This is a genomic window from Paraburkholderia acidisoli (assembly GCF_009789675.1).
Taxonomy (GTDB): domain Bacteria; phylum Pseudomonadota; class Gammaproteobacteria; order Burkholderiales; family Burkholderiaceae; genus Paraburkholderia; species Paraburkholderia acidisoli.
Genome location: NZ_CP046914.1, coordinates 86,174 through 113,147 on the forward strand (window position 1 = coordinate 86,174; position 26,974 = coordinate 113,147).

Below are 26,974 nucleotides of genomic sequence, written 5' to 3' on the forward strand. Positions count from 1 at the left end.
CACGCACGGCAAGCCTCGCGCAGGCCGACTCTTTCCGGTATTCGATTTCAAGGAGCAGGACGATGACTTCCAGTGTCAAGATTGTGGCTATCCTCACGGCGAAAGCGGGCCGCGCCGACGAACTCGCAACGCTCTTGCGCGGCATGGTCGCGCCCTCGCGCGCCGAGGCGGGCAACCTTCGTTACGATCTCTGGCAGGACTACGATCAGCCCGGCCGCTTCGTCCTCGACGAGCTGTACAAGGACAACGAGGCGATCACCTCGCACCGCGCCACGCCGCATTTCCAGAACTATCTCTCGCGCATCGCGGAGCTGGGTGAACGCACGGCGGTGGTCGTGCTCGACGTGGCTAATACCTGAAACCGCGCCGGGCCGCACCGGCTAGCCAGGCTAATGCGGCTCGGGCGGCCCGGCGTCTTTCGCTTTCAGCAGCGAGCGAAACCAGCGCGGATGATGCTTGCGCGCCCAGCCCGGCGTGACATAGCCGTGCAGCATGGCGCCCAGCGTGCCCTGAATCCAGATGCCGGCGTAGATGTGCACCATGATCGAGAGGATCAGCACGAAGGCCGCGAGCGCGTGCACGAGCGCGCCCAGCCGCACCATGTCGATGGGGAAATAGCCGGAAAAATAGCGCCGCCAGATGAGGATGCCCGAAAGCAGCAGCGCGAGCATGCACGGCACGAGCGTCCAGAACAGCATCTTCTGCCCGGCGTTGTAGCGCGCCACTTCCGGCACGCCTTCCTCGCGATTGTTGAGCACGTCGAGAATATGCATGAGCCAGCGAATGTCGTTCCATTCGATCAGGTTGTGATGCCAGTAGCGCAGCGCGAGACAGGAGAACGCGCTGAACATCACGAGCCCGATGAACGGATGCAGCACACGCAACCATTGGCCGCCGCCGAACAGTTCGGAAAGCCAGAACAGGGCGGGATGAAACAGCGCGAGGCCGGAGAGCGCGAGCAGCACGAAGCTGATGGCCGTGATCCAGTGGATGGTGCGCTCGTTCGCGTTGTAGCGCTCGATGAGCGTCATGCGCGGGGTGGGGGCGGCGGGCTCATTCGCGTCCATCTGCAGGCTCCTCGTGCGCGTCGATCTCGGCACGCGCGGCGGCTTCGTCGGACGCGTGCACCTTGTTGGGACCGATGCGGATGTAGTGGAAGAAAACCGTGATCGCCGTGAGGAGCAGCATGGCCAGTCCCATGGGCTTGGCGATGCCTTTCCACAGCACGACCAGCGGGTTGATGCGCGGCTTGTCGGGCAGGCCGTGATAGAGCGACGGTTGATCGGCATGATGCAGCACGTACATCACGTGCGTGCCGCCCACGGCCGCCGGGTCGTAGAGGCCTGCCTGCGCGAAACCGCGGTCGTTCAGATCGCGGATCCGGTCGGCCGCCTGCTGCTTCATGTCTTCTTTGGTGCCGAACATGATCGCGCCCGTGGGACAGGTTTTCGCGCATGCGGGCTCTTGCCCCACGGCCACGCGGTCGGAGCACAGCGTGCATTTGTAGACGCGATGCTCCGTTTTCGACAGGCGCGGAATATTGAACGGGCAGCCCGCGATGCAGTAGCCGCAGCCAATGCAGTTTTCCTCGTGGAAGTCCACGATGCCGTTGGTGTACTGCACGATGGCGCCGGGCGAAGGGCACGCTTTCAGGCAGCCCGGATCGTCGCAATGCATGCAGCCGTCCTTGCGGATCAGCCACTCGAGATCGCCCTTGGGATTCACGTATTCCGTGAAGCGCATGACGGTCCACGAATGCTCGGAAAGATCGCGCGGATTGTCGTAGACGCCCACGTTCTCGCCGATCTCGTCGCGCAGATCGTTCCATTCCATGCACGCGGTCTGGCATGCCTTGCAGCCGATGCATTTCGATACGTCGATCAGCTTGGCGACCGTGCCCGTGACGGGCCGCCGGTCGCCCGGCGGCGCCACGGTCGTCGCGGATAAACGGCGGATGTCCAGCGATTGCATCGACATGGCGCGACCTCAGGCCTTTTCGACCTTGACGAGAAACGACTTGAATTCGGGCGTCTGCGTGTTCGCGTCGCCCACCGAAGGCGTGAGCGTATTCGCCAGATAGCCCGGCTTGGCGAGACCCTTGTAGCCCCAGTGCAGCGGCACGCCCACGGTATGCACCCGTTTGCCGTCCACGAGCAGCGGCCGGATGCGCTTGGTGACGACCGCCACGGCCAGGATGTAGCCGCGCTTCGACGACACCCGCACGCGGTCGCCCGCGACCACGCCGATCTCGGCGGCCAGTTCCTCGCTGATCTCCACGAACTGCTGCGGCTGGACGATCGCGTTCAGCCGCGCATGTTTGGTCCAGAAGTGGAAGTGCTCGGTGAGCCGGTAGGTGGTGGCCGTGTGCGGATACTCGGCGGCGCTGCCGAAGTTCGCGCGATCCGAGTCGAACACGCGCGCGGCCGGATTGTTGGTGACCTCGGGCCGTTGCGGATGAAACGGATTGATGCCGAGCGGCGTTTCGAACGGCTCGTAGTGCTCCGGAAACGGTCCTTCGTTCATCAGGCCGCGCGCGAAGAAACGCGCGACGCCTTCGGGGTTCATGATGAACGGTCCCATGCCGCGCGCGGGCGCTTCGTCGCTCGGGTAGTCGGCGATATCGGCGCCGCTCCACTGGCGGCCGTTCCACGCAATCACCTTGCGCGTGGGGTCGAACGGCACGCCTTCGACGTCGCACGACGCGCGATTGTAGAGAATGCGCCGGTTCTCGGGCCACGCCCACGCCCAGCCGAGCGACTGGCCGATGCCGGTGGGGTCGTCGTTGTCGCGCCGCGCCATCATGTTGCCTTGCTCGGTCCACGCGCCGCAGAAGATCCAGCAGCCGCTGGCCGTGCTGCCGTCGTCGCGCAGCTGCGCGAAGCTCGATAGCTGCTGCCCCGCCTTGAGCGGTGCCTTGCCGGCTTCGGCGGAACCCGCGAGATCGGCGAGCGCCGTGCCGTTGTATTCCTTCGCCAGTTCTTCGGGCGTCGGGCTCAGCGGGTTGTCGTAGTTCCACTGGAGGTTGAGGATCGGGTCGGGAAAGGCGCCGCCTTCGTGGCGATACTTTTCACGCAGACGCAGGAAGATGTTCGCCATGATCTCGGCGTCGCCGAGCGCGGAGCCGGGCGGCTCGGCGCCTTTCCAGTGCCATTGCAGCACCCGCGACGAACTCACCACGGAACCGTTTTCCTCGGCGAAGCAGGTCGTGGGAAGCCGGAACACTTCGGTCTGGATCTTCGCGGAGTCGGCATGATGGACATCGCCGAAATCCTTCCAGAACTCCGAGGTTTCCGTGGCCAGCGGGTCCATGATCACGAGCCATTTCAGCTTGCAGAGACCGTCGAAGACCTTGGCCTTGTCGGGCGCCGAGGCGATCATGTTGAAGCCCTGGCACACATAGCCGGTCATCTTGCCTTGCGTCATCAGCTCGACGTTCTGGATCACGTCGTAGGTCTTGTCCGGCTTGGGCAGATAGTCGTACGCCCAGTGATTCTGCGCGGTGGCCGCGTCGCCCCACCACGACTTCATCATGCTCACGAAGAACGCCGGATAGTGCTGGTAGTAGCTGAGCTGATCGGGGCGCAGCGGCTTGAGCGTGTGGCGGCGCAGGTAGTCGTCGTAGTCCTGGTCGGCCTCGGTCGGCAAGGTCATGTAGCCCGGCAGCATTTCGCTCAGCAGGCCGAGATCGGTCAAGCCCTGGATGTTGGAGTGGCCGCGCAACGCGTTCACGCCGCCGCCGGAAATGCCGATATTGCCCAGCAACAGTTGCACCATCGCGCCCGTGCGGATGATCTGCGCGCCGATGGAGTGGTGCGTCCAGCCGAGCGCGTAGAGCAGCGTGCCCGCGCGATGGGGAACCGCCGTACTGGCGAGCATGGCGCAGACTTCGAGGAACTTCGCCTTCGGCGTGCCGCAGACGCGTTCCACCATCTCCGGCGTATAGCGCGCGTAGTGGGCTTTCATCAGCTGATACACGCAGCGCGGATGCGCGAGCGACGGGTCGGTCTTCACGTAGCCGTCCTCGCCCAGCTCGTAGTCCCACGTGTGCTTGTCGTAGCGGCGCGCGGCGCTGTCGTAGCCGGAATACAAACCGTCCTCGAAGGCAAAGTCCTCGCGCACGATGAACGCGAAGTCGGTGTAATTGCGCACGTACTCGTGCTGGATCGTATCGTTCGAGAGCAGGTGATGAATCACGCCGCCGAGAAACGCGATGTCGGTGCCGGTGCGGATCGGCGCGTAATAGTCGGCCACGGAGGCCGTGCGCGTGTAACGCGGATCGACCACGATCAGACGCGCGCCGCGGTGCGCCTTGGCTTCCGTGACCCATTTGAAGCCGCAAGGGTGCGCTTCGGCCGCGTTGCCGCCCATCACGAGAATGACGTCGGCGTTGCGAATGTCGACCCAGTGATTCGTCATCGAACCGCGGCCAAACGTCGGGGCAAGACCTGCCACCGTCGGGCCGTGTCAGACACGCGCCTGGTTGTCGAACGCCAGCATGCCGAGACTGCGCACCACCTTGTGCGTGAGATAGCCCGCCTCGTTGCTGGCCGCCGAGGCCGCGAGAAAGCCCGTGGTGGTCCAACGGTTCACCGTCTTGCCGTCGGCGGTGCGCGACTGGAAGTGCGCGTCGCGATCGGCTTTCAAGCGGTTCGCGATACGCGTGAAGGCGTCGTCCCACGAGATCTCGACCCAATGGTCCGATCCGGGCGCGCGATACTGCGGCACCTTGAGCCGCGCCTCGCTATGCACGATGTCCAGCAGGCTCGCGCCCTTCGGGCAGAGCGTGCCGCGATTCACGGGGTGATCGGGGTCGCCTTCGATATGGATGATGCTGCCTTTGGCATTCTTGGCGTTGTCGCCGAGCACGTACATCAGGATCCCGCATCCCACCGAGCAATACGTGCAGGTGTTGCGCACTTCCGTGGTGCGGCTGAGCTTGTATTGCCGGACTTCCGCGAGGGCGTCCTCCGGCGAGAAGCCCAGCAGCGCGAGACTCGAACTCGCGAGCGCCGCGCCCGACAGCTTGAGAAACTGGCGCCGTGTCAAACGATCCATGAATGCTCCCTGCGCGTGGCTGCCCGGCCGCATTCACCACGCAGCCGCGCAATTCCCGATGTGACGGCCATGGTGAGTACTTTCGCGCGCGCTGTGTTGCAAGGGCGCCCGGTTTGTCGATATCGCCCGCCGCGAGTGTTGCGCGCGCGACCTATACCTTGGTTTAGTCAGGGCAGCGTTCCCGGCCGCACGACCATACCGCTGTAGGCTTTCGGCCTTGCACGTTCGACGATATCGTGGCGGCAGGACATCGGATCCGCCCCGACGTGACGCCGGCGAGGGCAATGCTTCGCCGTGCGCGACCACCTCGGGTCACGTGGCGCAATGGAGCGCGAACGGAGTTTGGGGATGAGCCATGATTGAGTCAGTTTGCACGGATCGATTCACCGCGCCGGCGGCGGCGCAACCCTCGGCGCAACCCTCGGCGGACAGCATCGTGTTGCAGCACGCGGGCCTCGACGACCCGAGCCGCACCGCGGACGACGCGGCCGAGGAACGCCTCGTGGTGTCGCGCTGGACCAGCGGACAACCCGAGGCATGGCACACGGTCAGCGGCACGAAGAGCGCGCTGGTCACGCTGTGTCTGCGGCAGTCGCTGCTCACGCTGAAGGCGGGCGAGACGCTCGTGTACGACGGCGTGATCGACCGCGGCGGCGCGCTGCTCGTGCCGCCGGCCTGCGCCGTGCACGCGATGTCCCACACGCCCGCCGACTTTCTGCACGTGAGCGTGCCCGAAAGCCTGCTGGCGGGCTGGCTCGACGGCGCGCACGACCCGGCGTTGACCGCGCTGCCCGGCGCGGCGCTGTATCTGCGCGACGGCGTGATCGGCAAGCTCACGGACACGCTGCTGCGCGCGTTCGGCAGCCAGACCTCGGCGCGCTCGATCTACGCCGACGGCATCACGCTGTCGATCATCGCGCGGCTGCTGGAGGTGGTGGTGGCGCGCTTCGCGGTGAAGCCCGTGCGCGCGCCGTCGGTTTCGCCGCTCGAGGCGTGGCGCGTGAAAATGGCCATCGACTTCATCGACGAACGGATCGACCAGAACCTGACGCTCGCGGAGCTGGGCGCGGCGGTCGGCCTGTCGCCCATGCATTTCGCGGCGCGCTTTCGGGCGGCCACCGGCAGCTCGCCGCATACCTTCGTGCTGCGGCGGCGCATCGAGCATGCGCAACTGCTGCTCGCCACCACGACCTCCACGGTGGCCGACATCGCCTTCAGCGTGGGCTTTCGCACCCAGGCGCATTTCACCTCGGTGTTTCGCCGTCACGTCGACGATACGCCGCACCGCTGGCGCGGCAAACAAGGCGTGTCGGGCGGCGGTCTGGCCGCCAACTGACGGCGTTCTGGCGTATCGTTGTGCACTTTTTGCCCGGTGCCAGGCCATGAACGTTTCCGATCTTTCCGCGCTGACCTTGTTCGCCCGCGTGGCCGAGGCGCAGAGTTTCAGCGCCGCCGCGCAGGCCGCGGGCGTGTCCAACTCGGTGGCGAGCTACACCATCCGGCGGCTCGAGGAGCAACTGGGCACCCGGCTGTTCAACCGCACTACGCGCAGCGTGAGCCTGACCGAGGCGGGCAGCGCCTTTCTCAACCGCATCCGGCCGTTGATGGAGGAACTGGACCTCGCGTTCAGCGAAGTGGGCAAAGCCGCGAGCGGAGCCACGGGTACGCTGCGGCTGAACGTGCTGCGCTCGGCCATTCCGCTCGTTGTCGTGCCCGTGCTTCAGGCGTTCTTGCAGGCGCACCCCGACATGAAACTCGAGGTGATCTCCGACAACAGTCTCGTGGATATCGCGAGCAAGGGCTACGACGCGGGCATTCGTTACGACAACGTGCTCGCGCAGGACATGGTGGCGATCCCGATCGTCGAGAACATGCGCTTTTGCATCGTGGCCTCGCCCGCGTATCTCGCGGGCAAAGCGTTGCCCGCGCATCCGCGCGACCTGCTCCAGCATGCATGCACCAACTACCGCAGCGCGGATACGAACGCGCTGTACCGCTGGGAGTTCCAGAAGGGCGACGAGAAGATCAGCATTGCGGTCACGGGGCGCGTGGCGACCAACGACAACGATCTGCTGTTGCACGCGGCGCTCGACGGCCTCGGCTTCAGCTATATCCAGCGCCGTCTCGCCGCGCCGTATCTCGAGAGCGGCCAGCTCGTCAGCGTGCTGGACGAATGGGTGCCCGCCGGCGCGCTTTATCTGTACTACTACAATCCCAACGGCATGCCGCGCAAGCTGCGCGCGTTCATCGACTTCGTGCGCGAGCGGCTGACCTGACGCGGGACGCGATCCGGACAAAAGCGGAACACAAGCGCGATAACCCGCGCGAGATGGCGCCGGGGATTATCAAAATACGTCGCACGGGCCTTTCTCATTGTGCGGCTTTTTCCGCGCATGACACGAGCCTACACTGCGAGCGCCGCCTGAATGCAGGCTCACGCACTTTGAAAGGACATCTCATGACATCGACATCGACCCCCGTCTGGTTCATCACCGGTTGTTCCACCGGCCTCGGCCGCGCGCTCGCGCAACAGATCGTGGCGCGCGGCTGGCGCGCCGTCGTGACCGCGCGCGATGCGTCGAGCGTCGCCGATATCGTGCGCGGCGCCGAAGACCGCGCGCTCGCGCTGTCGCTCGACGTCACGCGGCAGGATCAGATCGACGCCGCGGTGGCCGCCGCGCGCGACACGTTCGGCCGTATCGACGTGCTCGTGAACAACGCGGGCTACGGCTATCAAAGCACCGCCGAAGAAGGCGTGGACGCGGAGATTCGCGCCCAGTTCGACGCCAACGTGTTCGGCCTGTTCGCCATGACGCGCGCCGTGCTGCCGCTCATGCGCGCGCAGCGCAGCGGCAATATCCTCAACGTGAGTTCGGTGGCGGGGCTGATCGGCTTTCCGGGCTCGGGGTACTACGCGGCTTCCAAGCACGCGGTGGAAGGCTGGTCGGATTCGCTGCGCGCGGAACTCCAGCCGCTCGGTATCGGCGTGACTTGCGTGGAGCCCGGCCCGTTCCGCACGGACTGGGCCGGCCGCTCGCTGCGCCAGACCCTCACGCAGATCGCCGATTACGCCGAGACCGCGGGCAAGCGCCACACGGGCACGAAAGCGACGAGCGGCACGCAGCCCGGCGACCCGGTGCGCGCGGGCGAAGCCATGATCGCGATTGCCCGCAATGCCGAGGCGCCGCGCCATCTCGTGCTGGGCGCGTGGGGCTACACGACGGTCGTCGACTATCTGCACACGCTTGCCAGTGAGATTGAAAGCCTGCGCGACCTGAGCGTTTCGGCGGACTTCGAGAGCCAGTAAGGTCCGCTCGATAACCGGCTCGCGAAGTCGTGCGAGCCAGTTATCGACGCGCGTGGTCCAGTGGCGTAGTCAATGCGCCATGGCCGCGCGCACCAGAAAATGAAAGGGCATGGCGAGCAGCATGGTGCCCGCGAAACCCAGCAGCCAGAGCATGACGAACCACGTCATGCGCTTGCTGAAAGTGAGTTCGGGCTCGGGCGTGAGTTTGGACATGACGAAGCTCCTTGCGAGCGAGGCTAGTGGTATTGGCTGCCGGGCGCGACCTTGCCGCGAAAGACCCAGTAGCCGGCCGTCGTATAGACGACGATGACGGGGATGATCACGACCGCGCCCACCAGTGCGAACACCTGGCTCGTATGCGGCGAAGCGGCGTCCCACAGCGTCACGCTATTGGGAATCGCATACGGCCAGATGCTGATGAGCAGGCCGATATAGCCGAGCAGAACGAGCACGTTGCAGAACACGAACGGCGCGACGTCGAGATTGCGCTTGACCGCGCGATACATGAGCGCGGCGGCCAGCGCGACCAGCAGCGGGACCGGATACAGCCGGTAGCGGAACGCCGATTCGAACCAGCGCGAGGCCACTTGCGCGTCGGTGAGCGGTGTCCAGATGCTCACGGCGATCATGAAACCGAGCAGGGTGAGCGTGAGCGGCCACACGAGATCGTGCAGGCGCGCCTGAATATCGCCGTCCATTTTCATGACGAGATAGGTCGCGCCCTGCAAGGCGTAGGTCACCATCAGGCCCATGCCGGTGAAAAAGCTGAATGGCGTGACCCAGAAGAACGGATCGCCGGCGAATGCGCCGTCTTTCACGGGAATGCCGTGCAGATACGCGCCGAGTATCACGCCCTGAAAGAAGGCCGCGCCCGCCGAGCCGCAAATGAACGCGAGATTCCAGAGATTTTTGGTGCGATTGGCCTTGCCGCGTATTTCGAACGACACGCCGCGAAAGATCAGGCAGACGAGCATGAACACGATCGGCAGATACAGCGCGGAAAGCACGGTCGAATACACCAGCGGAAAGGCCGCGAACAACGCGGCGCCGCCGAGCACGAGCCAGGTTTCGTTGCCGTCCCAGACGGGCGCGATGCTGTGCATCATCATGTCGCGTTCGGCTTCGTCGGGAAAGAACGGGAAAATCATGCCCACGCCGAGGTCGAAACCGTCGAGCACGATGTACATGAAAAGACCGAGCGCGATGATGGCGGCCCATATCACGGTAACGTCCATGGCATTCTCCAGTGGCCTGCGAGACTCGTTCGCGATTCGATCGAGGCGGGGTTGAGCGTGCTTATTCGACCGCCGCGAGCGGGCGCCGCCCCGACGCCTCGGAAGGTTCGGGCGCGACCGGCGCGGCGGCGCGTTCGCCGGCCTGGCCGGGGCCGGTCCGGATGAGTTTGAGGATGTAGTAAATGCCCGTGCCGAACACGAGGCAATAGACCATCACGAAGATCAGCAGCGAAACGCCCGCGCTCTGCGAGGTCACCGGCGAGACGGCGTCGCGGGTGCGGAGCACGCCGTACACGACCCAGGGCTGGCGGCCCGCTTCGGTGGTGATCCAGCCCGCGATCAGCGAGACGATGCCGGCCGGTCCCATCAGCACGGTGAACCACTGATACGGCCGGAATTCGAACAGCTTGCCGCCGCGGCGCAGGAGCGCGCCCACGATGGCGGTGAGGATCATCAGCACGCCGAGCCCCGCCATGATGCGAAAAGTCCAGAAGATCAGCGACGAATTGGGCCGGTCTTCCTTGGGGAATTCCTTGAGGCCCCGAATCTCTCCGTTCCAGCTATGCGTGAGGATCAGGCTGCCCAGATGCGGAATCTGGATGGCGTAGCGCGTTTGTTCCGCATTCATGTCGGGAAAGCCAATCAGATTGAGCGCGGTGCCGCCTTTTTCGGTTTCCCAGAGCCCTTCGATCGCGGCGATTTTCGCGGGCTGATAGCGGCGCGTGTTCAAGCCGTGCTGGTCGCCCACGAAGGCCTGAACGGGCGCGAGCACGAGCAGCAGCCAGAGCGCCATCGAATACATGGTTTTGACTTCCGGATCGCGGCGGCCGTGCAGCAGGTGCCAGCCGCCCGTTGCCGCGACGATCAGCGCCGCCACGATGAACGCCGCCATGGTCATGTGCGCGAGCCGGTACGGAAACGACGGGTTGAAGATCACCGCGAGCCAGTCCACCGGCACGACGTGCCCGTTCTGCACGATGAAGCCCTGCGGCGTTTGCATCCAGCTGTTGGACGACAGAATCCAGAACGTGGAGATCAGCGTGCCGACGGCCACCAGCACCGTGGCCGCGAAATGCGCCTTGCGGCCGACCTTGTCCCAGCCGAACAGCATCACGCCGAGAAAACCGGCTTCGAGAAAGAACGCGGTCATCACTTCATAGGTGAGCAGCGGCCCGGTGATCGGCCCCGCGAAACGCGAGAAGCCCGCCCAGTTGGTGCCGAACTGATAGGCCATGACGACGCCCGACACGACGCCCATGCCGAAGCCCACGGCGAAGATCTTCGACCAGTAGAGGCACAGTTCCTTGTAATGCGGCTTGCCGGTGTAGAGGTAGCAGCCTTCGAGCACCGCGAGGAAACTGGCGAGCCCGATGCTGAGCGCGGGAAACATGATGTGAAACGAAACCGTGACCGCAAACTGAATCCGCGATAGATCGAGCGCGCTGGCGTCCATCATGATCACCCTGGTGGCAGGCGCGCGCAGCGATCGACACGTGCTGGCTCGTGCGCCCTGGTTTGACGATTCCGTAACCGCACACTAGCGCGGCGCTCCCGCCTCGGGAAATAGCACCTCGGTATCGGAACGTGCCGCGCGACGCTGCGTGGCCTATACCGCGGTATAGGTTGGCTCGCCGCGCGAGGCGCTGCGAGGCATGGCGGGGCCGGCGGCGCAGCGGGCGGGCGAGCCGCGCGAATTAAACGAAGGTATAAGTCCCGGCATTGTTCTGCGGTGCGATCCAACCCATGGTAGGGCTCGTTTCGCCGCGCGAGGCGCGTTATCGTGCAGCCATGTTGCGGTAACGAAAGCGGCGAACCGGGGGCGCGGGAGCACGTGGCGCGCGGTCCGTCGACCTGAACGTACACAGCGAAGGAGTCGAAGATGCTGGCCAATCCCTCTCTCGTCGACCCGTGGATTCAGACGCTCAGTCTGCTGAGCATGCCCGAGGCCGCGCGGCCGCGGAAGAGCGAAAGCTTCGAGTGTGCGAAGCCGCGCGCCTTCGCGGAAAGCAGCACGCCGAAATGCGAGCCCATCGTGCGCATCATCGACCGGCCCACGAGTTCGACCGTGACGCTCGACTGGCGCGATTCGACGCGATGCTGCTACCGCGAGCAGTTGTGGGTCGCGGCCCGGGCACGCGTGGCCGGCCGCTGCGCTCTGAGCGGCGCGGCCATTGCCCCGGGCGACGAGATCTTCCGGCCGCGTCCCACGCGGCCCGCGCCGCGCAACGTCAACGCCATGGTGCTCGCCCGCGCGATCGAAGCCGTGATGCCGGGCGCGTCGCTGCAGGAAGCGCCGATCCGCACGACCCTCGGCGACAGCCGCATGCTCGCGCGCGGCACCCTGGGCGTGCGCGCACCCACGCTGGTGATGCTGCTTTCCGTGGTGCGAGACGGCACGCCGCGATAGCGGGCGCGACGCCGATGCGCCGGATCGCGCCGATGCCGGTGGATGAGCACGGATTCGCGCGGATTCATGTCGATCGGAAGGGGAATGCCAGTTCGACGCCGCCATTTGCCGTGCGTTATGGATAACGCGCCGCCCAGGGCGGCGATACCATCCGGGACGAGGTCGATCGCGGGAACGCCAGCGGCCTCGCCAAACCAGCGCGTGACGAGCCGAGGTCGACAGAGATGAGCCAGCTCTTGAGCAGCCTGCGGGACGACTTCGCCGTGTATCGCCACGACGATTTCCCCCGTCTATTGCACGCGTGGAAGGCTGCGCTCGCCATCGTGCTCAGCATGCTGGTGTGCATGCGCATCGAGCTGCGCTCGCCGAGCACCGCAATGGTCTCGGCGGTGATCGTGATGCTCGCGCAACAGAGCGGCATGGTCATCGCGCGGTCGTTTTATCGCACGCTCGGTCTCGTGGTGGGCTGCATCGCCGGTCTCACGCTCATTGCCCTGTTCGCGCAGGCGCCGGCGTTCTTCATCGTCGGCCTGTCGATCTGGATCGGGCTGTTCGTCGCGGGCTCGTCGTACTACAAGAACGTGCAGTCGTACGGGTTCGTGCTGTCGGGCTACGCGGCGTGCATTACTTCGGTGCCCGAATGGCGCATGCCCTATGACGCCATCCACAACGTCATCTATACGACGAGCGAAGTGGTCGTGGGCGTGGCGATGGGCAGTCTCGTGAGCGCGCTGGTCTTTCCCGGCAAGGTCGTGCCCGCGCTGCTGCGCTGGCGGCAATCGGCGCTGGCCGCGTTGTTGAACGCCTTGCGCGAAGCCGCGCAAGGCGACGCCGCCGCGCTCTCCGAGGCCAGCTATCTGGCGCTCGTGAGAAGCGGCGCGGCGCTCGAGGATCTGCGCACGGCCGCGGTGTTCGAAGACCCGGAAATGCGCCTGCGCAACGAAGCGCTGATGGAACTCGACCGCAGCTTCCTGCATGCGGCCACGCGCATCTACGCGCTGCATCGCGCGCGCCAACGCGCCCTGCGAGCCGACGACGCCACGCGAGAGCAGGCGCAGGCGCTGTGCGCGCAGCTCGCGCCGGTTCATGCGCTCGCCGGGGCGCAGCAGGGCATGCCGCCCGGCGGCGATATCGCGGCGCTGCGCGGGCGTTTGGCGGCGCTCGAAGCCACCTTGCCCGCCGAAGTGAATGCACTGACGCCGCCGTCGCACGATACCCAAACGGTGCCCGTGGCCGCGATCGTCGGGGCCGAGGCCTGGTCGACGGTCTCGTCGCTCACGGAGTTCTGCGGCGCGTGCTCGGCGACCTTCGGGCCGCCGCGGATCCGGCTCACGCGCTCCGTGCTGCATGCCATCGCGTTCATGCGCAGCGCGAGCTTTCGCGCGGATGGCGCCGAAGCCGCGATTTCCGGTTTGCGCGCCACGGTCTCGGTGATCGTGGTGGGCGCGGCGTGGTTCGCCTCGGGCTGGGACAACGGCTTCAGCGCGGTGCTCGGCGCGGGCATCACGAGCGGATTCTTTTCGATCAACCCCACGCCCGCGGCGGCGAGCTGGCAGGCGTTCGTGGGCTGCCTGTTCGCGTGCGTCGTGGGCTTTGTCGTCAACTTCGTGCTGATGCCGGGCTTCGGCGACGTCACCTTGCTGGCGCTGTGCCTGGGGATTTTTGTGTTTCTGGGCAGCTACGTCAACACGCTGCCCGGCATGGCGATTCTGGGCGCCACCTTCAATATCTACCTGTGCTACATCCTCACGCCGACCAACCTCGCAACCTATAACCCGCCCTATATTCTGGATCGCGGTTTCGCGCTGCTGATCGGCATCGGCGCGGCGGCGGTGGCGTTCTCGCTGGTGATTCCGCGCGAGGCCGAGTGGCTCGTCAAGCGTTACGCGCAACGCATTCGCGGCGTGATGCTGCACGCCGCGCGCGACACGCTCGATACGGACGACGCCGCGCAGATCGATCTGTCCATGCGCGATCTCGTGATGCGTCTCGCGACCGTGCTGCAGGGGCTCAAGGGCGCGGGCGCGCCAGCGACGCGGGCGACGTTCGCGCAACTGGGTATCGTCGATACGGTCGTGCGGGTGCGCACGACCGACGGCGACGAGGCGAACGCCTTGCCGCCCGCGTGGCACGCCGCGCAACCGCCGTGGCTCGCCGCGCTCGCGGCGCTCGCGCAACACCCCAACGACGCGACGCTCGATGCCGCGCGCGCGGCGACGCTGCGCGCGGTGGCCGCACTGGAGGCGGAAGACAGCGCGAACGGCGCGGCGTCAGATACCGCGTCGCCCGCGCAGCGTCAGCGTTTTCGCCTGCGGGCGCGCCTGTGGTCCACGTGGGCCGCGTTGGGCGACCTGCTGCCCGCGGCCGCCGCGCGCGGCGCCACTCCGTCATGAACGCGCCCGCTGGCCAGACCTGCGCCGCGTTGCGCGTGACGCTCGTGCCGTGCGCGCTGGCGGCGTTGCTCGCGGGCTGCATCAGCGGGGCGGGGATCAAGCCCGAGGCGGCGTTGATCGACCCGACATCGATCGACGCGGGCCAGGCGTTACGCGACGCGACGAACGACGCGAAGTGGCCGGCCGAGGCGTGGTGGCAAGCGTGGCAAGATCCGCAGCTGGACGCCCTGATGACGCGCGCGACCGCCAACAGCCCGACGCTGGATATCGTGCGTTCGCGTGTGACGGCGGCGATCTGGCAGGCGCGCGCGCTTCACGCCGACACCTTGCCCGAGGTGAACGGCGGCGCGCAATTCGAGCGTGAACGCTTTCCGCGCTACGCCACGCCCGCGCCGCCCGGCGGCACGACCGTGTGGGCCAATTCGGCGGCGCTCACGCTGTCCTACGACCTGGACCTGTGGGGCAAGAACCGCGCGCTCGAACGCGGCGCGCTGAATCACGTGCGCGCGAGCGTGGCCGACGCCCAGTTCGCGAAAGTCGAACTCGAAGCGGCCGTCGCGCGCACCTATACCGGCCTCGCGCTGCAATACGCGCTGCTCGATCTCTACACGTCGATCAACGACGACGAGCGCCGCAATATCGACATCGCCACGGCGCGGCGGCGCGCGGGCATCAGCGGCGATATCGACGCTTACCAGGCGCGCACGCAGTTCGAAGCGGGCCGCACCGACATCGCGCGCGCGCGTCAAGCCATCGCCGTGGCGCGCCTGCAACTCGCGTATCTCGTTGGCGCGGGGCCCGGTTTCGGCGACACGCTCACGCGCCCCGTGTTGCCGCGCAACGCGGCTGTGGCGCTGCCGAGCGCCATTCCCGCCGAACTCGTCGGCCATCGCGCCGACGTGGTCGCGCAGCGCTGGCGCGTGCTGGAAGCCGCGCGCAAGGCCGACGCGGTGCACGCCGACTTCTATCCGAACATCGACCTCGTCGCGAGCGCGTCGCTGGCGTCGCTCGTGCCGTTCGGCGGTTTCTTCAACTTCGTCAACAGCGACGCGGTCGGGCACGGCGTGGGCGTGGCGGCTTCGCTGCCGATCTTCGACGCGGGGCGCAGGCGCGGCAACTACGGCGTCGCCACGGCCGAATACGACGACGCGGTGCTGCGTTACAACGACACCGTCCTCGCGGCGATGCAAGGGATCACGCAGCAGGTCACGTCGCTGCAATCGCTGGGCGCGCAGGAGCAGACGGCGCAGGCCGCGGTGGCGGCGGCGCAGCGCGCCTACGAGCTGGCGAATCAGGGCTACGGCGGCGGCATCACGGACTATCTCGACGTGCTGGTCGCGCAAAAGGTGGTGCTGCAACAGACGCTCGAACTGGCGCAGATTCGCGGGCAACGCGCCGACGCCTGGGTGCTGCTGATGCGCGATCTCGGCGGCGGCGCGGACCTCGGTGCTGACGACGGTGCGGGTGTCGCTGCGAATGCTGGCGCGGGTTCGGGCGTGGGTTCGGTCGCTGGATCGGTCGCGCGCATGAGCGCGAGCGCGGCGGACGACGCGGCTCGCTCCGCCGCGCGCCTGCAAGCCACCGCAGGAGCCCAGGATGCCCGTTGAAATCGACCTGTTCGGTTTTTTCGCGCCGCTATTGCTCGTGGTGCTGGCGGCGAGCGTCGCGGTGTTCGTCGCGCTCGACCTGTTCCTCGCGAGCGCGGGCGTGTACCGGCTCGCGTGGCATCCGGGGCTGTTTCGGGTTGCCTTGTTCATCGCGCTGTTCTGCGGGGCAGCGCTCATCGTCCAGCCAGCATGAACGTCATCGATCCGCCCGGCGGGGCGGCCATTCACCGGGATGCCAGATGAACAGGCAGTCGCTCATACGCGTGGCCGTCACGCTCGTTACGCTGCTCGTCGCACTTGTGCTGATGTGGGCGATCTGGGAGCGCTACATGTATGCGCCGTGGACGCGCGACGGCCGCGTGCGCGCGAACGTCATCAATCTCTCGACCGACGTGTCCGGCCTCGTGAAGGACGTGCGCGTGAAGGACAACCAGTGGGTGCGCAAGGGCGACGTGCTCTACGTGATCGACCCGGACCGCTTCGTCTACGCGGTGCAGCAGGCCGACGCCGACGTGGCGCGCGCGCAGGCGCAAATGCAGCAGGCCCAGGCGGCCATGGACGCCAATCGTTTCGAGGCGCGCATGCGCGCCGACCAGGCCGCGCGCCGCGAGAAGCTCTCGCAGGACGTGGTGTCGGAGGAAGCGCGCTCCGACTACGGTCTGCAGTCGCAGCAATCGCGCGCCGCGCTGGAAGCGGCACGCGCGGCCTATGCCGCCGCGCAGGCGAACCTGCAAGCCGCGCTCGTGCGCAAGGAGACCGCGCAACTCGACCGCGTGAGAAGCGAGGTGCGCGCGCCCACCGACGGCTACATCACGAACCTCAACCTCTATCCCGGCGATTTCGTCGGCGCGGGCGTCGCGCGCATGGCCATGATCGACTCGCGCTCGTTCTGGGTGTACGGCTATTTCGAGGAGACCAAGGTGCAGCGCGTGCATGTCGGCGACCGCGCCACGGTGCGGCTGCTCGGCGGCGACGTGGACCTGCGCGGGCACGTGGACAGCATCGCGAGCGGGATCGTCGATCGCGACAATCCCACCGGCGGGAACGACCTGCTCGCCAACGTCGATCCGGTGTTCACGTGGGTGCGCCTCGCGCAGCGCGTGCCCGTGCGCATTCATCTCGACAACGTGCCGCGCGGCATTCATCTGGCGATGGGCATGACCTGCACGATCACGCTGAAGCCGAAATAGCGCGGCGGCCGCGCAGCAGGACGCGCCGTTGCGGATGCGACTATGATGAGCGCACCGGCGCGCAGCCGTTCCGCAGCCCCGCAATCATTAACGCTCGCCGCATGTAAGGAGTGACGATGGTCACGCTCAACGTAAACGGTCAGATGCACGACGTGGACGCGCCGCCGGATATGCCGGTGCTGTGGGTCCTGCGCGATCTGGTGGGTCTCACGGGGACCAAGTTCGGTTGCGGCATCGCGCAATGCGGCGCGTGCACGGTGCACCTCGACGGTGCGGCGGTGCGTTCCTGCGTATTGCCCGTCGGCGCCGTGGGCAATCGCGCGATCACGACGATCGAAGCGGTGGGCGCGACGCCCGCCGGGCAGAAAGTGCAGGCGGCGTGGCGCGAGCTCGACGTCGTGCAGTGCGGCTACTGTCAGTCGGGCCAGGTGATGCAGGCGGCCTTGCTGCTCGCGGAGAACCCACATCCCACCGATGCCGATATCGACGCCGCCATGGCCGGCAACCTCTGCCGCTGCGGCACCTACAATCGCATCCGCGCGGCGGTGAAGCTGGCCGCGAAGGAGGCGTGACATGTCCCAGGGACTTCTCGACGCGCAAAACGGCAAGCCGCTCGACGCCGAAGCCGCGCGCTTCACCCGCCGCACCTTCCTCCAGTTCAGCGCTTCGGCGGCCGCCATGGCGGGCGGCGCGCTGATTCTCGGCTTCAGCCTGCCCGCGCGCAGCCAGGGCGACGCGCGCAAGTCGGTGATCGGCGGCGACGGCGTGGAAACGCCGCAGGCGGGCGTGCTCGAAGCCAACGCGTTCGTGCAGATCGACAAGAGCGGCCAGGTCACGCTGATCGTGCCGAAGGTCGAAATGGGCCAGGGCGTCTACACGTCCATCCCCATGCTGATCGCCGAAGAACTGGAAGTGCCGCTCGCCAGCGTGACGGTCGACCACGCGCCGCCCAACGAAAAACTGTTTAGCGACCCGCTGCTGGGCGGGCAATTGACGGGCGGCTCCACCTCCATCCGCTATGCGTGGGAACCCATGCGCCGCGCGGGCGCCACGGCGCGCGTGCTGCTCGTGGGCGCGGCGGCGCTGCAGTGGGGCGTCGACCCGGCGTCGTGCCACGCGGAAAACGGCGCGGTGATTCACGCGGATTCGGGGCGGCGCGCGGCGTACGGCGACTTGATCGAAGCGGCCGCGAAACTGCCCGTGCCGCAAAACGTCAAGCTCAAGGACCCGAAGGATTTTCGCATCATCGGCACCGCGTTCAAGCGGCTCGATTCGCCGGAGAAAGTGGACGGCAGCGCGCTGTTCGGCTTCGACGTGCGCCTGCCCGACATGGTCTACGCGGCCATCGTCAATTGCCCGGTGTTCGGCGGCACCGTCGCGAGCGTCGACGCCACGCATGCGAACAAGATTCCCGGCGTGCGGCGCGTCGTGCAGTTCGACAACGGCGTGGCCGTGATCGGCGATCACACCTGGGCCGCGAAGCGTGGCGCGGCCGCGCTGAAGGTGGTCTGGAACGAAGGCGCGGGCGCCGCGGTATCGACGCAAACCATTTCGCGCGATCTCGCGGCGGCCTCGCAACGCGCCGGCGCGGTGGCGCGCAAGGACGGCGACGTGAACCGCGCGTTCGGCGCGGCGAAGTCGCGCGTGGACGCCGTGTACGAGCAGCCGTTTCTCGCGCACGCCACCATGGAGCCGATCAACTGCACCGTGCACGTGCGGCCCGACGGCTGCGATATCTGGGTGGGCACGCAGGTGCCCACGCGCGCCGTGGATGCGGGCGTGAAAGTGACCGGCCTGAAGGCGGAACAGATCACGGTGCACAACCATCTGCTCGGCGGCGGCTTCGGACGGCGGCTCGAAGTGGACGCGATCACCCAGGCGCTCAAGGTGGGCAAGCAGCTGAGCGTGCCCGTGAAAGTCATGTGGACGCGCGAGGAGGACATTCAGCACGACATGTACCGGCCGTGCTACTACGACCGCATTTCGGCGGGGCTGGACGCGAACGGCAAGCCGCTCGCGTGGCAGCATCGCATTGTCGGGTCGTCGATCCTCGCGCGTTTCGCGCCCGGCGCGGTGAAGAACGGCGTGGACCCGGACGCCGTGGAAGTTGCCGCTTCGCTGCCGTACGACCTGCCCAACCAGCTCGTCGATTACGTGCGCCAGGAGCCCAACGCGGTGCCCACGGCCTTCTGGCGCGGCGTGGGACCCACTCGCGGCACCTTCGTGGTGGAAAGCTTTATCGACGAACTCGCGGCGCATGCGAAAGCCGACCCGGTGCAGTATCGCCGCGATCTGCTCGGCAAGTCGCCGCGCGCGTTGCAGGTGCTCAACGTGGCGGCGCAAGCGGCCGGTTGGGGCGGCGGCGCGTTGCCCAAAGGGCGGGGGCGCGGCGTTTCGGTCATGAACGCGTTCGGCAGCTTCTTTTCTATGGTGGCCGAGGTCACCGTGGAGCGCGGCGAGGTGAAGATCGACCGCGTGGTGTGCGCCGTCGATTGCGGCATGGTGGTGAATCCGAACACGGTGGAGGCGCAGGTGCAGGGCGGCGTGATCTTCGCGATCACGGCGGCGCTCTACAGCGAGATCACCATCGAGCGCGGCCGCGTGCAGCAGAGCAATTTCACCGACTACCGCATCCTGCGCTTTCACGAGGCGCCGCCTATCGACGTGCATATCGTCAAGAGCGGCGAGGCGCCGGGCGGGATCGGCGAACCGGGTACGGCCGCCGCGATGCCCGCCATCGCCAATGCGATTTTTGCGGCCACGGGCAAGCGTTTGTACCGCTTGCCCGTGGGCAATCAATTGCAAACCGTGTGAGGAGCCGGCCATGAAAATCGCACGGAAAATTTCGCGGTTCGCGCAAGGTCTCGCCGTGGTCGCGGTCGCGCAACTGGGCGTGGCGCCGCTGGCGCGCGCGCAGGATGCCGCGTTGATCCAGCGCGGCGACTATCTCGCGAAAGCGGGCGACTGCGTGGCGTGTCATTCCGCGCCGCACGGCAAACCGTTCGCGGGCGGCCTGCCGATGATGACGCCGATGGGCGCGATCTATTCGACCAATATCACGCCCGACCCGGACACCGGTATCGGCCGCTACAGCGAGGCCGATTTCGCGCGCGCGTTGCGCGAAGGGGTGGCGAAGGACGGCCACAATCTGTATCCCGCCATGCCGTATCCGTCGTACGCGAAGGTCAGCGACGAAGACGTGCACGCGCTCTACGCCTATTTCATGCACGGCGTGGCGCCGATACGGCAGCCCGATCGCGAGTCCGACATTCGCTGGCCGCTCAACATGCGCTGGCCGCTCAAGTTCTGGAACCTGATCTTTCTCGACAAGGGCAGCTATCGGCCCAAGCCGCAGCAGGACGTGGCGTGGAATCGCGGCGCGTATCTGATCCAGGGGCTCGGCCATTGCGGCTCGTGCCATACGCCGCGCGGCGTGGCGTTCCAGGAGAAGGCGCTCGACGAAACCGGCAGCGCGTATCTTTCCGGTGCGGCGGTGGACAACTGGTTCGCGTCGAATCTGAGCGGCGCGCATAACGCCGGGCTCGGCCGCTGGAGCGAAGCCGACATCGCGCAGTTCCTCAAGACCGGCGCGAATCAGCATGCCAGCGCGTTCGGGTCCATGACGAGCGTGATCAATCACAGCATGCAGTGGATGAGCGACGCCGATCTCGCGGCCATCGCGCGCTATCTCAAGTCGCTGCCCGCGGCGGGCGATCCCGAGCCCACCGCTTACGCTTACGATCCGAAGGCGACGAAGGTGTCGTTGCTGAGGCCCGCGAACGATGCGGGCGCGCGTACCTACGCGACCTACTGCATGCATTGCCACGGCGCGGACGGCCGGGCGTTCGCGCCGTTCCTCGCGCCGCTCGCGGGCAATCCGAACGTGCTCGAAAAGAACCCGTTGTCGCTGATCCACGTGACGCTGGAAGGCACCGAGGACATCGTGATCGACGGCATTCCCGCGCCGTACCCGATGCCGCGCTACGCCGACGTGCTCGACGATCAGCAGATCGCCGACGTGCTCACGTTCATTCGCGCGGGCTGGAGCAACGGCGCGCCCGCGGTGTCGCCCAAAGCGGTTGGCGACCTCCGCAAGCTCGCGGCAAAAGCGCCACCCGGCGAATAACCGCCGGTGAGTCCAGCGCGTGCCGGTGGCTGGGCACGAGTGAGTTTCCCGCGCGTCTCATGACGCCGCTGCCACGCCTTGCGCGGCCGATCGCCCCACTGGGCGGCCGGCCGCGCAAGGCTTCCGTTCGCCTCGATAAATCCTGGTGCGTTCGCGACAGCGCACGCATGCCACGGCACGTACCATGACCTGGACGGTTTGCACCGGACACGCGCCGCGTGACCGATGCGCCGACTCGCGCGAACGACGCGCGACCATCCATTCATGCACCGGAGGCAGCGATGAAGAGCGACGTGGCGGGACTGCAGGAATCGTCGGTATCACGTAACCCGGCAACGGGCGAGATCATCAGGACCTGGCCGTTCCAGACGCCCGATGAAGTCGAGCAGATGCTGGCGGCGAACGCGGCCGCCGCGAAAGCCTGGCGCGCCACGCCGATGAGCGAGCGCGTGGCCTGTTATCGCCGCCTCGCCGCCACGCTGCGCGAGCGGCTGGAAACACTCGCGCTGCTGGCCACTCACGAAATGGGCAAAACCCTCGTGGCGGCGCGCGCGGAAGTGGAGAAGTGCGCTTCGGCCGTGGACTGGATCGCCGAGCATGGTCCCGCGATTCTCGCCGACGAACCCGCGCCGGTGGACAACGGCGACCGCGTGTATGTGTCGTTTCTGCCGATCGGCACGGTGCTCGCCGTGATGCCGTGGAATTTCCCGTTCTGGCAGGTGATGCGCGCCGCGGGCCCGATCATGCTCTCGGGCAACGGCTTCATCCTCAAGCACGCGCCCAACGTCATGGGTTGCGCGTACGCGTTGCAGGAGGCGTTCGAGGCGAGCGGTTTTCCGAAGGGCGTGGTCGGCGTGCTGCACGTGGGCAACGAGATGGTGGCGCGCGTCATTCAGGATCCGCGCACGGCGGCGGTCACGGTCACGGGCAGCATGCGGGCCGGTTCGGCCGTGGCCTCGATCGCGGGCAAGGCGCTCAAGAAGAGCCTGCTCGAACTCGGTGGCGCGGACGCCTATATCGTGCTCGCCGACGCGGATATCGACCGCGCGGTGGAAGTCGGTATCGAAGCGCGCTTCCAGAACGCCGGGCAAGTGTGTCTCGCGGCGAAGCGCTTCATTCTCGAGCGGCCGATCGCGGAAGAATTCACGCGCAAATACGTGAGCGCGGCGGCGCGCGTCAAGGCGGGCGATCCGCTGGACCCGGCCACGACCATTGGCCCGATCGCGCGCGACGACCTGCGCGCGGGCGTGCACGACCAGGTGGTGCGTACGCTCGCGGCGGGCGCCAAGGCCCTGCTGGGCGGCAAGAACGTCGACGGGCCGGGCTTCTTCTACGAGCCGACCGTGCTCGGCGACGTGGCGCCCGGCATGGCCGCCTTCGACGAGGAGGTGTTCGGTCCCGTGGCCGCGTTGACGGTGGCCAACGATCTCGAAGACGCCATCCGTCTCGCGAACCTGAGCGACTACGGGCTGAGCGGCAACCTGTGGACCTCGGATCTCGCGCGGGCGAGCGAGATCGCGCGGCGGCTCGAAACGGGCGGTGTGTTCGTGAATGGCTTCAGCGCGTCGAATCCGCGCTTGCCCGTGGGCGGCGTGAAGCAGAGCGGCTATGGCCGCGAACTGTCGCACTTCGGCTTGCGCGAGTTCGTGAACGCGCAGGGCGTGTGGGTCAAGAAAGTGTCGTGATCCGCGTGTGCGCCGCGGCGTGCGTTTCATTGCCGTCGCGGCTGAACGTTCTCTCGCAAAGGAGCAGGTCGATGATTCGCTGTATCAGGCTCAGCACCAACAATCAGGAATCCTCGGTATTCGAGGAGGGCTATCTGGCACTGCCGGGCGGCCATGAAGGCGACGCGATCGGTCAAGCGTTCGCCGCGGCTTCGGTGTCGTTTCGCGAGACGCTGCCGAGCGGCACGCTGGACTGGCACACCGCGCCCGCGCATCAGCTCGTGCTCACGCTGGGCGGCACGCTCGAATTTCGCACCCGGCAGGGCGAGACCTTCGTGATTCGCCCCGGCGACGTGCTGCTCGCCGAAGACACGACGGGCAGCGGGCATCGCTGGCGGCTGATCGGCGACGAACCGTGGCGGCGCGCCTACGTCATCTTGCCGGCCGGCATGGAAGCCGGTTTTACGCCGCGCGCGTGATCGCCTGTGTTCAGGAGACCTTCGATGAGTCAGGAAGACGCTGTTCGCCACGTCGACGTGGCGCTGATCGGGGCCGGCATCATGGGCGCCACGGTCGGCACGCTGCTCAATCGCCTCGATCCCGCGTTGTCCATCGCGATCTTCGAGCGGCTGGAAGACTGCGCGCAGGAAAGCTCGTACGGCTGGAACAATGCGGGTACCGGCCACGCCGCGAATTGCGAATTGAACTACACGACGGAGCGGCCCGACGGTTCCATCGACATTTCGAAAGCGCTCGACGTCAACGTCGAATTCGATCTGTCGCGGCAACTCTGGACCTACCTCGTGCGGGAGGGCGCGATTGCCGACCCCGCCGCGTTCATTCGCGCGTGCCCGCATATCAGCTTCGTGGTCGGCGACGACAACGTGGCGTTTCTGCGCAAGCGTTTCGCGGCGATGTCGGCGCATCATTGCTGGGCGCAGATGGAGCACAGTGAGGATCCCGAAGTGATCGCGCAGTGGGCGCCCATCGTGATGGAGGGCCGCCCGTCCAGCCATCCGGTCGCGGCCACGCGCATGGTCACGGGCGCGGACGTGGACTACGGCACGCTCACGCACCTGATGATCGAACATCTCGCGCGTCAGTGCGTGGAGATCCACTATCGGCACGACGTTCACGACCTGCGCCGCGAGGACGACGGCCGCTGGCGGATCGTGGCGCACGACGCCGAAACCGACTCCACGGTCGAGACCGTCGCGAAGTTCGTGTTCATCGGCGCGGGTGGCGCGGCGCTCTCGCTCGTGCAGAAGTCGGGCATTCCCGAGGCGCAGGGCTATGCGGGCTTTCCGGTCAGCGGGCGCTGGCTGCGTTGCGACAACCCGGCCGTTGCGCAACGTCACCACGTGAAGGTCTACGGCAAGGCCGCGCACGGTTCGCCGCCCATGTCGGTGCCGCATCTGGACATGCGCGTGGTGGACGGCCAGCATTCGCTGCTGTTCGGTCCGTACGCGGGCTTTTCGAGTAAGTTTCTCAAGGAAGGCTCGTATCTGGATCTGTTCGAGTCGCTGCGCGTGTCGAATCTCGGGCCGTTGCTCGACGTTGCCGCGCATAACTTCAACCTCGAAACGTATCTCGTGGGGCAGGTCGTGCAAACGCCGCACGAGCAGTTCGAAACGCTGCAGGCGTTTTTCCCGCAGGCGCGGCGCGAGGACTGGCGCGAAGCCGTGGCGGGGCAGCGCGTGCAGATCATCAAGCCCGACGGCGAAGGCGGCGGCACGCTGCAGTTCGGCACGCAACTGCTCGCTTCGGCCGACCGGTCGATCGTCGCGCTGCTCGGCGCCTCGCCGGGCGCTTCGACGGCGGCATTCATCGCCATTGCGCTGCTGCAGCAGTGCTTCGCCGAACGGCTCACCGCCGAGGGCTGGCTGCCGGCGCTCAAACGCATCGTGCCCACTTACGGTATCGACCTCAGAACCGACGCCGAAGCGTGCCGCGCGACGCGCGTGGAGACGGCTTCGGTGCTGGGGCTGCGGAATGTCTAACGCGAGTGGGACGCGAGCTTGACGCAATATCGGCCGCATTTTTCCCAAGGAGAAACGCATCATGCCCTTCGTTCGTATCGATACGGTTGCCGGGCGTTACGACGGCAAGCAACGCGGCGCGATCAGCGACGTGCTGTACGAGTCCGTGCTCGAGATTGGCGCGCTGGAGAACGACCGCTTTCAGGTGTTCTCGGAGCACGCGCCGCACGACCTCGTTTTCCATGGCGACTATCTCGGCATTCGTCGCACCGACGGTTTCGTTGCGATTCAGATCACGATGAATGCCGGGCGCACGCTGGCGCAGAAAAAGCAACTCATTGCGTCCATTGCCGCGGGCTTGCACGAGCGCGTGGGCATTCGCAAGGAAGACGTGTTCATCAATCTGCTCGAAGTGCCGCGCGAGAACTGGTCGTTCGGAAGCGGCGTTGCGCAATATGCGCCCGAAAGCTGACGGGTGCGAACGAAGGGGCTAGCCATGCAGGACATCACACGTACGCTTCCCGTCATGACGGACGTGACGATCGGGCTTTCCGCATCGGGCATGCGCCGGGAATTCGACAGCATGGGCGAAGTCGAGGTGCCCGCCAACCGTTACTGGGGCGCGCAAACCCAGCGTTCGCTCGAGCATTTTTCGATTGGCGGCGACCGCATGCCCAAGGCGGTGTATCACGCCTATGGCATCGTGAAGAAAGCGGCCGCGTTGATCAACGCCGAAGCAGGGCGCCTGCCGCAGTGGAAAGCCGACGCGATCGTGCGCGCCGCGGACGAAGCCATCGCGGGCCAGCTCGACGAGCATTTTCCGCTCTTCGTGTGGCAGACCGGCTCCGGCACGCAGTCCAACATGAACATGAACGAAGTGCTGTCGAATCGCGCGATCCAGTTGCTCGGCGGCACACCCGGCAGCCAACAGCCGGTCGGCCCCAACGACGACGTGAACATGGGGCAGTCGTCGAACGACAGCTTTCCCACGGCCATGCATATCGCCGCCGTCACGGCCATCGACGCGCGGCTCGTGCCCGAACTGAAACAGCTCGCGCAAACGATCGAGCGCAAGGCGCAGGCATGGATGCACGTCGTGAAGGTCGGCCGCACGCATCTGGAAGACGCGACGCCGCTTTCGGTGGGGCAGGAATGGTCGGGCTGGGCCGCGCAGTTGAACGCCTGCGTTGCGCAGATCGAAGCCGCGCGCGCGGGCCTTTACGAACTCGCGCTGGGCGGCACGGCCGTGGGCACTGGCCTGAACGCGCCGCCGGGATTCTCGCGCAAGGTGGCGGCCAAAATCGCGGAACTCACCGGCAAGCCGTTCGTGACGGCGCCGAACAAATTCATGGCACAAGGCTCGCTCGATGCCATGGTGCGTGCTTCGGCGTCGTTGCGCGGCGCGGCCGTGGCGTTGATGAAAGTGGCGAACGACATGCGCTGGCTCGCTTCGGGGCCGCGCTGCGGACTCGGCGAACTCAAGTTGCCGGCCAATGAACCGGGCTCGTCGATCATGCCCGGCAAGGTGAATCCCACGCAATGCGAAGCCATCGTCATGATCGCGATCCAGGTGATCGGCGAGGATACCGCCGTGGCTTTCGCGGGTAGCCAGGGCAATTTCGAACTCAACGCCATGCGGCCCGTCATCATCAACAACTTCCTGCATTGCGCGACCATTCTCGCCGACGGCAGCGAGAAGTTCCGCAAGTACTCGGTGGAAGGCACCGAGATCGACCCGGACCGTATCGCGGCGCACGTGAGCCAGACGCTCATGCTCGTGACCGCGCTTTCGCCGGTGATCGGCTATCAGAACGCCGCGCATATCGCCGAAGACGCGCAAGCCACGGGCTCGACGTTGAAAGAAGCCGCGCTGCGCTCGGGCAAGGTGACCGAGGCCCAGTACGACGCGATCATCGTGCCGCGCAACATGATCGGCGAGGGGCTCGCGGGTGCGTGAATGTCCCCGGGTTTCGCGCCGCCCCGTGAGCTAGCGTGAGCCGCTCGTCTTCGT

23 protein-coding genes are annotated in these 26,974 nt (G+C 66.6%); 17 read left to right on the forward strand and 6 right to left on the reverse strand.

Features of this window, described 5'->3' with window-relative positions; translation table 11 throughout:
- Positions 1 to 62: 62 nt before the first annotated feature.
- Positions 63 to 359 carry a putative quinol monooxygenase gene (locus FAZ98_RS14665; protein WP_158952060.1) on the forward strand — a complete coding sequence of 99 codons (297 nt, stop codon included), beginning with the start codon at positions 63 to 65 and terminating at the stop codon, positions 357 to 359.
- Between the two features lie 30 nt (positions 360 to 389).
- On the opposite strand, the gene FAZ98_RS14670 is transcribed toward FAZ98_RS14665, so the two are convergent.
- From FAZ98_RS14670 to fdnG, 3 genes are read right to left on the reverse strand one after another with little or no spacing between them, the layout of a single operon-like run.
- Positions 390 to 1,067, reverse strand: a complete 678-nt coding sequence (locus tag FAZ98_RS14670; protein WP_407672091.1) for a formate dehydrogenase subunit gamma — start codon at positions 1,065 to 1,067, stop codon at positions 390 to 392.
- A complete protein-coding gene (gene fdxH / locus FAZ98_RS14675) occupies positions 1,054 to 1,977 on the reverse strand; it encodes a formate dehydrogenase subunit beta (RefSeq protein WP_158952061.1) in 924 nt (307 codons plus the stop codon). The genes FAZ98_RS14670 and fdxH overlap by 14 nt, the downstream gene beginning before the upstream one ends.
- A 9-nt stretch (positions 1,978 to 1,986) precedes the next feature.
- Positions 1,987 to 5,055, reverse strand: coding sequence for a formate dehydrogenase-N subunit alpha (fdnG, locus tag FAZ98_RS14680; RefSeq protein ID WP_158952062.1), 3,069 nt, complete (start codon positions 5,053 to 5,055; stop codon positions 1,987 to 1,989).
- A gap of 355 nt (positions 5,056 to 5,410) precedes the next feature.
- Here fdnG and FAZ98_RS14685 point away from each other — a divergent pair, with 355 nt between their 5' ends.
- The 3 genes from FAZ98_RS14685 to FAZ98_RS14695 all read left to right on the forward strand — a co-directional run bounded on the left by FAZ98_RS14685 (position 5,411) and on the right by FAZ98_RS14695 (position 8,362).
- Entirely contained in the window at positions 5,411 to 6,391 is a 981-nt protein-coding gene (locus FAZ98_RS14685) for an AraC family transcriptional regulator (protein WP_158952063.1), read from the forward strand.
- A 46-nt stretch (positions 6,392 to 6,437) separates the two neighbouring features.
- Entirely contained in the window at positions 6,438 to 7,331 is an 894-nt protein-coding gene (locus tag FAZ98_RS14690; protein WP_158952064.1) for a LysR family transcriptional regulator, read from the forward strand.
- Between the two features lie 182 nt (positions 7,332 to 7,513).
- A complete protein-coding gene (locus tag FAZ98_RS14695) occupies positions 7,514 to 8,362 on the forward strand; it encodes an oxidoreductase (RefSeq protein WP_158952065.1) in 849 nt (282 codons plus the stop codon).
- 69 nt (positions 8,363 to 8,431) lie between these two features.
- Here FAZ98_RS14695 and FAZ98_RS14700 read toward each other — a convergent pair whose 3' ends face one another.
- The 3 genes from FAZ98_RS14700 to FAZ98_RS14710 form a co-directional block, all read right to left on the reverse strand.
- On the reverse strand, positions 8,432 to 8,575 hold the full coding sequence (locus tag FAZ98_RS14700; RefSeq protein ID WP_158952066.1) for a hypothetical protein: 144 nt from the start codon (positions 8,573 to 8,575) through the stop codon (positions 8,432 to 8,434).
- A gap of 23 nt (positions 8,576 to 8,598) precedes the next feature.
- On the reverse strand, positions 8,599 to 9,597 hold the full coding sequence (gene cydB / locus FAZ98_RS14705) for a cytochrome d ubiquinol oxidase subunit II (RefSeq protein ID WP_158952067.1): 999 nt from the start codon (positions 9,595 to 9,597) through the stop codon (positions 8,599 to 8,601).
- Positions 9,598 to 9,658: 61 nt separating this feature from the next.
- On the reverse strand, positions 9,659 to 11,053 hold the full coding sequence (locus FAZ98_RS14710) for a cytochrome ubiquinol oxidase subunit I (RefSeq protein WP_158952068.1): 1,395 nt from the start codon (positions 11,051 to 11,053) through the stop codon (positions 9,659 to 9,661).
- A 423-nt stretch (positions 11,054 to 11,476) separates the two neighbouring features.
- Between FAZ98_RS14710 and FAZ98_RS14715 the strand changes: the two genes are divergently transcribed.
- The 13 genes from FAZ98_RS14715 (at position 11,477) to fumC (ending at position 26,920) form a co-directional block, all read left to right on the forward strand.
- The gene (locus FAZ98_RS14715) at positions 11,477 to 12,004 is read left to right on the forward strand and encodes a DUF3331 domain-containing protein (RefSeq protein ID WP_158952069.1); all 528 of its coding nucleotides are present in this window, start codon (positions 11,477 to 11,479) and stop codon (positions 12,002 to 12,004) included.
- A gap of 224 nt (positions 12,005 to 12,228) precedes the next feature.
- Positions 12,229 to 14,397 (forward strand): FUSC family protein, encoded by a 2,169-nt coding sequence (locus FAZ98_RS14720; protein WP_158952070.1) that lies wholly within the window; start codon positions 12,229 to 12,231, stop codon positions 14,395 to 14,397.
- Positions 14,394 to 16,004 carry an efflux transporter outer membrane subunit gene (locus tag FAZ98_RS14725; protein WP_158952071.1) on the forward strand — a complete coding sequence of 537 codons (1,611 nt, stop codon included), beginning with the start codon at positions 14,394 to 14,396 and terminating at the stop codon, positions 16,002 to 16,004. Before FAZ98_RS14720 ends, FAZ98_RS14725 begins: the two co-directional genes overlap by 4 nt.
- A complete protein-coding gene (locus FAZ98_RS14730) occupies positions 15,994 to 16,197 on the forward strand; it encodes a DUF1656 domain-containing protein (protein WP_158952072.1) in 204 nt (67 codons plus the stop codon). The genes FAZ98_RS14725 and FAZ98_RS14730 overlap by 11 nt, the downstream gene beginning before the upstream one ends.
- Before the next feature lie 46 nt (positions 16,198 to 16,243).
- Entirely contained in the window at positions 16,244 to 17,194 is a 951-nt protein-coding gene (locus FAZ98_RS14735) for an HlyD family efflux transporter periplasmic adaptor subunit (protein ID WP_158952073.1), read from the forward strand.
- Positions 17,195 to 17,310: 116 nt separating this feature from the next.
- Positions 17,311 to 17,766 (forward strand): (2Fe-2S)-binding protein, encoded by a 456-nt coding sequence (locus FAZ98_RS14740; RefSeq protein ID WP_158952074.1) that lies wholly within the window; start codon positions 17,311 to 17,313, stop codon positions 17,764 to 17,766.
- A 1-nt stretch (position 17,767) separates the two neighbouring features.
- Positions 17,768 to 20,008 (forward strand): xanthine dehydrogenase family protein molybdopterin-binding subunit, encoded by a 2,241-nt coding sequence (locus FAZ98_RS14745; protein ID WP_158952075.1) that lies wholly within the window; start codon positions 17,768 to 17,770, stop codon positions 20,006 to 20,008.
- 10 nt (positions 20,009 to 20,018) lie between these two features.
- Positions 20,019 to 21,320, forward strand: a complete 1,302-nt coding sequence (locus FAZ98_RS14750; RefSeq protein ID WP_158952076.1) for a cytochrome c — start codon at positions 20,019 to 20,021, stop codon at positions 21,318 to 21,320.
- A 281-nt stretch (positions 21,321 to 21,601) separates the two neighbouring features.
- On the forward strand, positions 21,602 to 23,005 hold the full coding sequence (locus FAZ98_RS14755; RefSeq protein WP_158952077.1) for an NAD-dependent succinate-semialdehyde dehydrogenase: 1,404 nt from the start codon (positions 21,602 to 21,604) through the stop codon (positions 23,003 to 23,005).
- 71 nt (positions 23,006 to 23,076) lie between these two features.
- Positions 23,077 to 23,463, forward strand: a complete 387-nt coding sequence (locus FAZ98_RS14760) for an AraC family ligand binding domain-containing protein (RefSeq protein WP_158952078.1) — start codon at positions 23,077 to 23,079, stop codon at positions 23,461 to 23,463.
- Between the two features lie 24 nt (positions 23,464 to 23,487).
- The gene (gene mqo / locus FAZ98_RS14765; RefSeq protein WP_158952079.1) at positions 23,488 to 24,984 is read left to right on the forward strand and encodes a malate dehydrogenase (quinone); all 1,497 of its coding nucleotides are present in this window, start codon (positions 23,488 to 23,490) and stop codon (positions 24,982 to 24,984) included.
- Positions 24,985 to 25,045: 61 nt separating this feature from the next.
- Positions 25,046 to 25,435 carry a tautomerase family protein gene (locus tag FAZ98_RS14770; RefSeq protein ID WP_158952080.1) on the forward strand — a complete coding sequence of 130 codons (390 nt, stop codon included), beginning with the start codon at positions 25,046 to 25,048 and terminating at the stop codon, positions 25,433 to 25,435.
- A gap of 90 nt (positions 25,436 to 25,525) precedes the next feature.
- Positions 25,526 to 26,920 (forward strand): class II fumarate hydratase, encoded by a 1,395-nt coding sequence (fumC, locus tag FAZ98_RS14775; protein WP_199272391.1) that lies wholly within the window; start codon positions 25,526 to 25,528, stop codon positions 26,918 to 26,920.
- Positions 26,921 to 26,974 lie beyond the last annotated feature (54 nt).

Excerpts from the sequence above, each read along its gene's own strand:
- FAZ98_RS14665 (WP_158952060.1), top strand. The coding sequence starts at position 63 with ATGACTTCCAGTGTCAAGATTGTGGCTATCCTCACGGCGAAAGCGGGC.
- FAZ98_RS14670 (WP_407672091.1), bottom strand. The coding sequence starts at position 1,067 with ATGGACGCGAATGAGCCCGCCGCCCCCACCCCGCGCATGACGCTCATC.
- fdxH (WP_158952061.1), bottom strand. The coding sequence starts at position 1,977 with ATGTCGATGCAATCGCTGGACATCCGCCGTTTATCCGCGACGACCGTG.
- FAZ98_RS14685 (WP_158952063.1), top strand. The coding sequence starts at position 5,411 with ATGATTGAGTCAGTTTGCACGGATCGATTCACCGCGCCGGCGGCGGCG.
- FAZ98_RS14690 (WP_158952064.1), top strand. The coding sequence starts at position 6,438 with ATGAACGTTTCCGATCTTTCCGCGCTGACCTTGTTCGCCCGCGTGGCC.
- FAZ98_RS14695 (WP_158952065.1), top strand. The coding sequence starts at position 7,514 with ATGACATCGACATCGACCCCCGTCTGGTTCATCACCGGTTGTTCCACC.
- FAZ98_RS14700 (WP_158952066.1), bottom strand. The coding sequence starts at position 8,575 with ATGTCCAAACTCACGCCCGAGCCCGAACTCACTTTCAGCAAGCGCATG.
- cydB (WP_158952067.1), bottom strand. The coding sequence starts at position 9,597 with ATGGACGTTACCGTGATATGGGCCGCCATCATCGCGCTCGGTCTTTTC.
- FAZ98_RS14710 (WP_158952068.1), bottom strand. The coding sequence starts at position 11,053 with ATGATGGACGCCAGCGCGCTCGATCTATCGCGGATTCAGTTTGCGGTC.
- FAZ98_RS14715 (WP_158952069.1), top strand. The coding sequence starts at position 11,477 with ATGCTGGCCAATCCCTCTCTCGTCGACCCGTGGATTCAGACGCTCAGT.
- FAZ98_RS14720 (WP_158952070.1), top strand. The coding sequence starts at position 12,229 with ATGAGCCAGCTCTTGAGCAGCCTGCGGGACGACTTCGCCGTGTATCGC.
- FAZ98_RS14725 (WP_158952071.1), top strand. The coding sequence starts at position 14,394 with ATGAACGCGCCCGCTGGCCAGACCTGCGCCGCGTTGCGCGTGACGCTC.
- FAZ98_RS14730 (WP_158952072.1), top strand. The coding sequence starts at position 15,994 with ATGCCCGTTGAAATCGACCTGTTCGGTTTTTTCGCGCCGCTATTGCTC.
- FAZ98_RS14735 (WP_158952073.1), top strand. The coding sequence starts at position 16,244 with ATGAACAGGCAGTCGCTCATACGCGTGGCCGTCACGCTCGTTACGCTG.
- FAZ98_RS14740 (WP_158952074.1), top strand. The coding sequence starts at position 17,311 with ATGGTCACGCTCAACGTAAACGGTCAGATGCACGACGTGGACGCGCCG.
- FAZ98_RS14745 (WP_158952075.1), top strand. The coding sequence starts at position 17,768 with ATGTCCCAGGGACTTCTCGACGCGCAAAACGGCAAGCCGCTCGACGCC.
- FAZ98_RS14750 (WP_158952076.1), top strand. The coding sequence starts at position 20,019 with ATGAAAATCGCACGGAAAATTTCGCGGTTCGCGCAAGGTCTCGCCGTG.
- FAZ98_RS14755 (WP_158952077.1), top strand. The coding sequence starts at position 21,602 with ATGAAGAGCGACGTGGCGGGACTGCAGGAATCGTCGGTATCACGTAAC.
- FAZ98_RS14760 (WP_158952078.1), top strand. The coding sequence starts at position 23,077 with ATGATTCGCTGTATCAGGCTCAGCACCAACAATCAGGAATCCTCGGTA.
- mqo (WP_158952079.1), top strand. The coding sequence starts at position 23,488 with ATGAGTCAGGAAGACGCTGTTCGCCACGTCGACGTGGCGCTGATCGGG.
- FAZ98_RS14770 (WP_158952080.1), top strand. The coding sequence starts at position 25,046 with ATGCCCTTCGTTCGTATCGATACGGTTGCCGGGCGTTACGACGGCAAG.
- fumC (WP_199272391.1), top strand. The coding sequence starts at position 25,526 with ATGCGCCGGGAATTCGACAGCATGGGCGAAGTCGAGGTGCCCGCCAAC.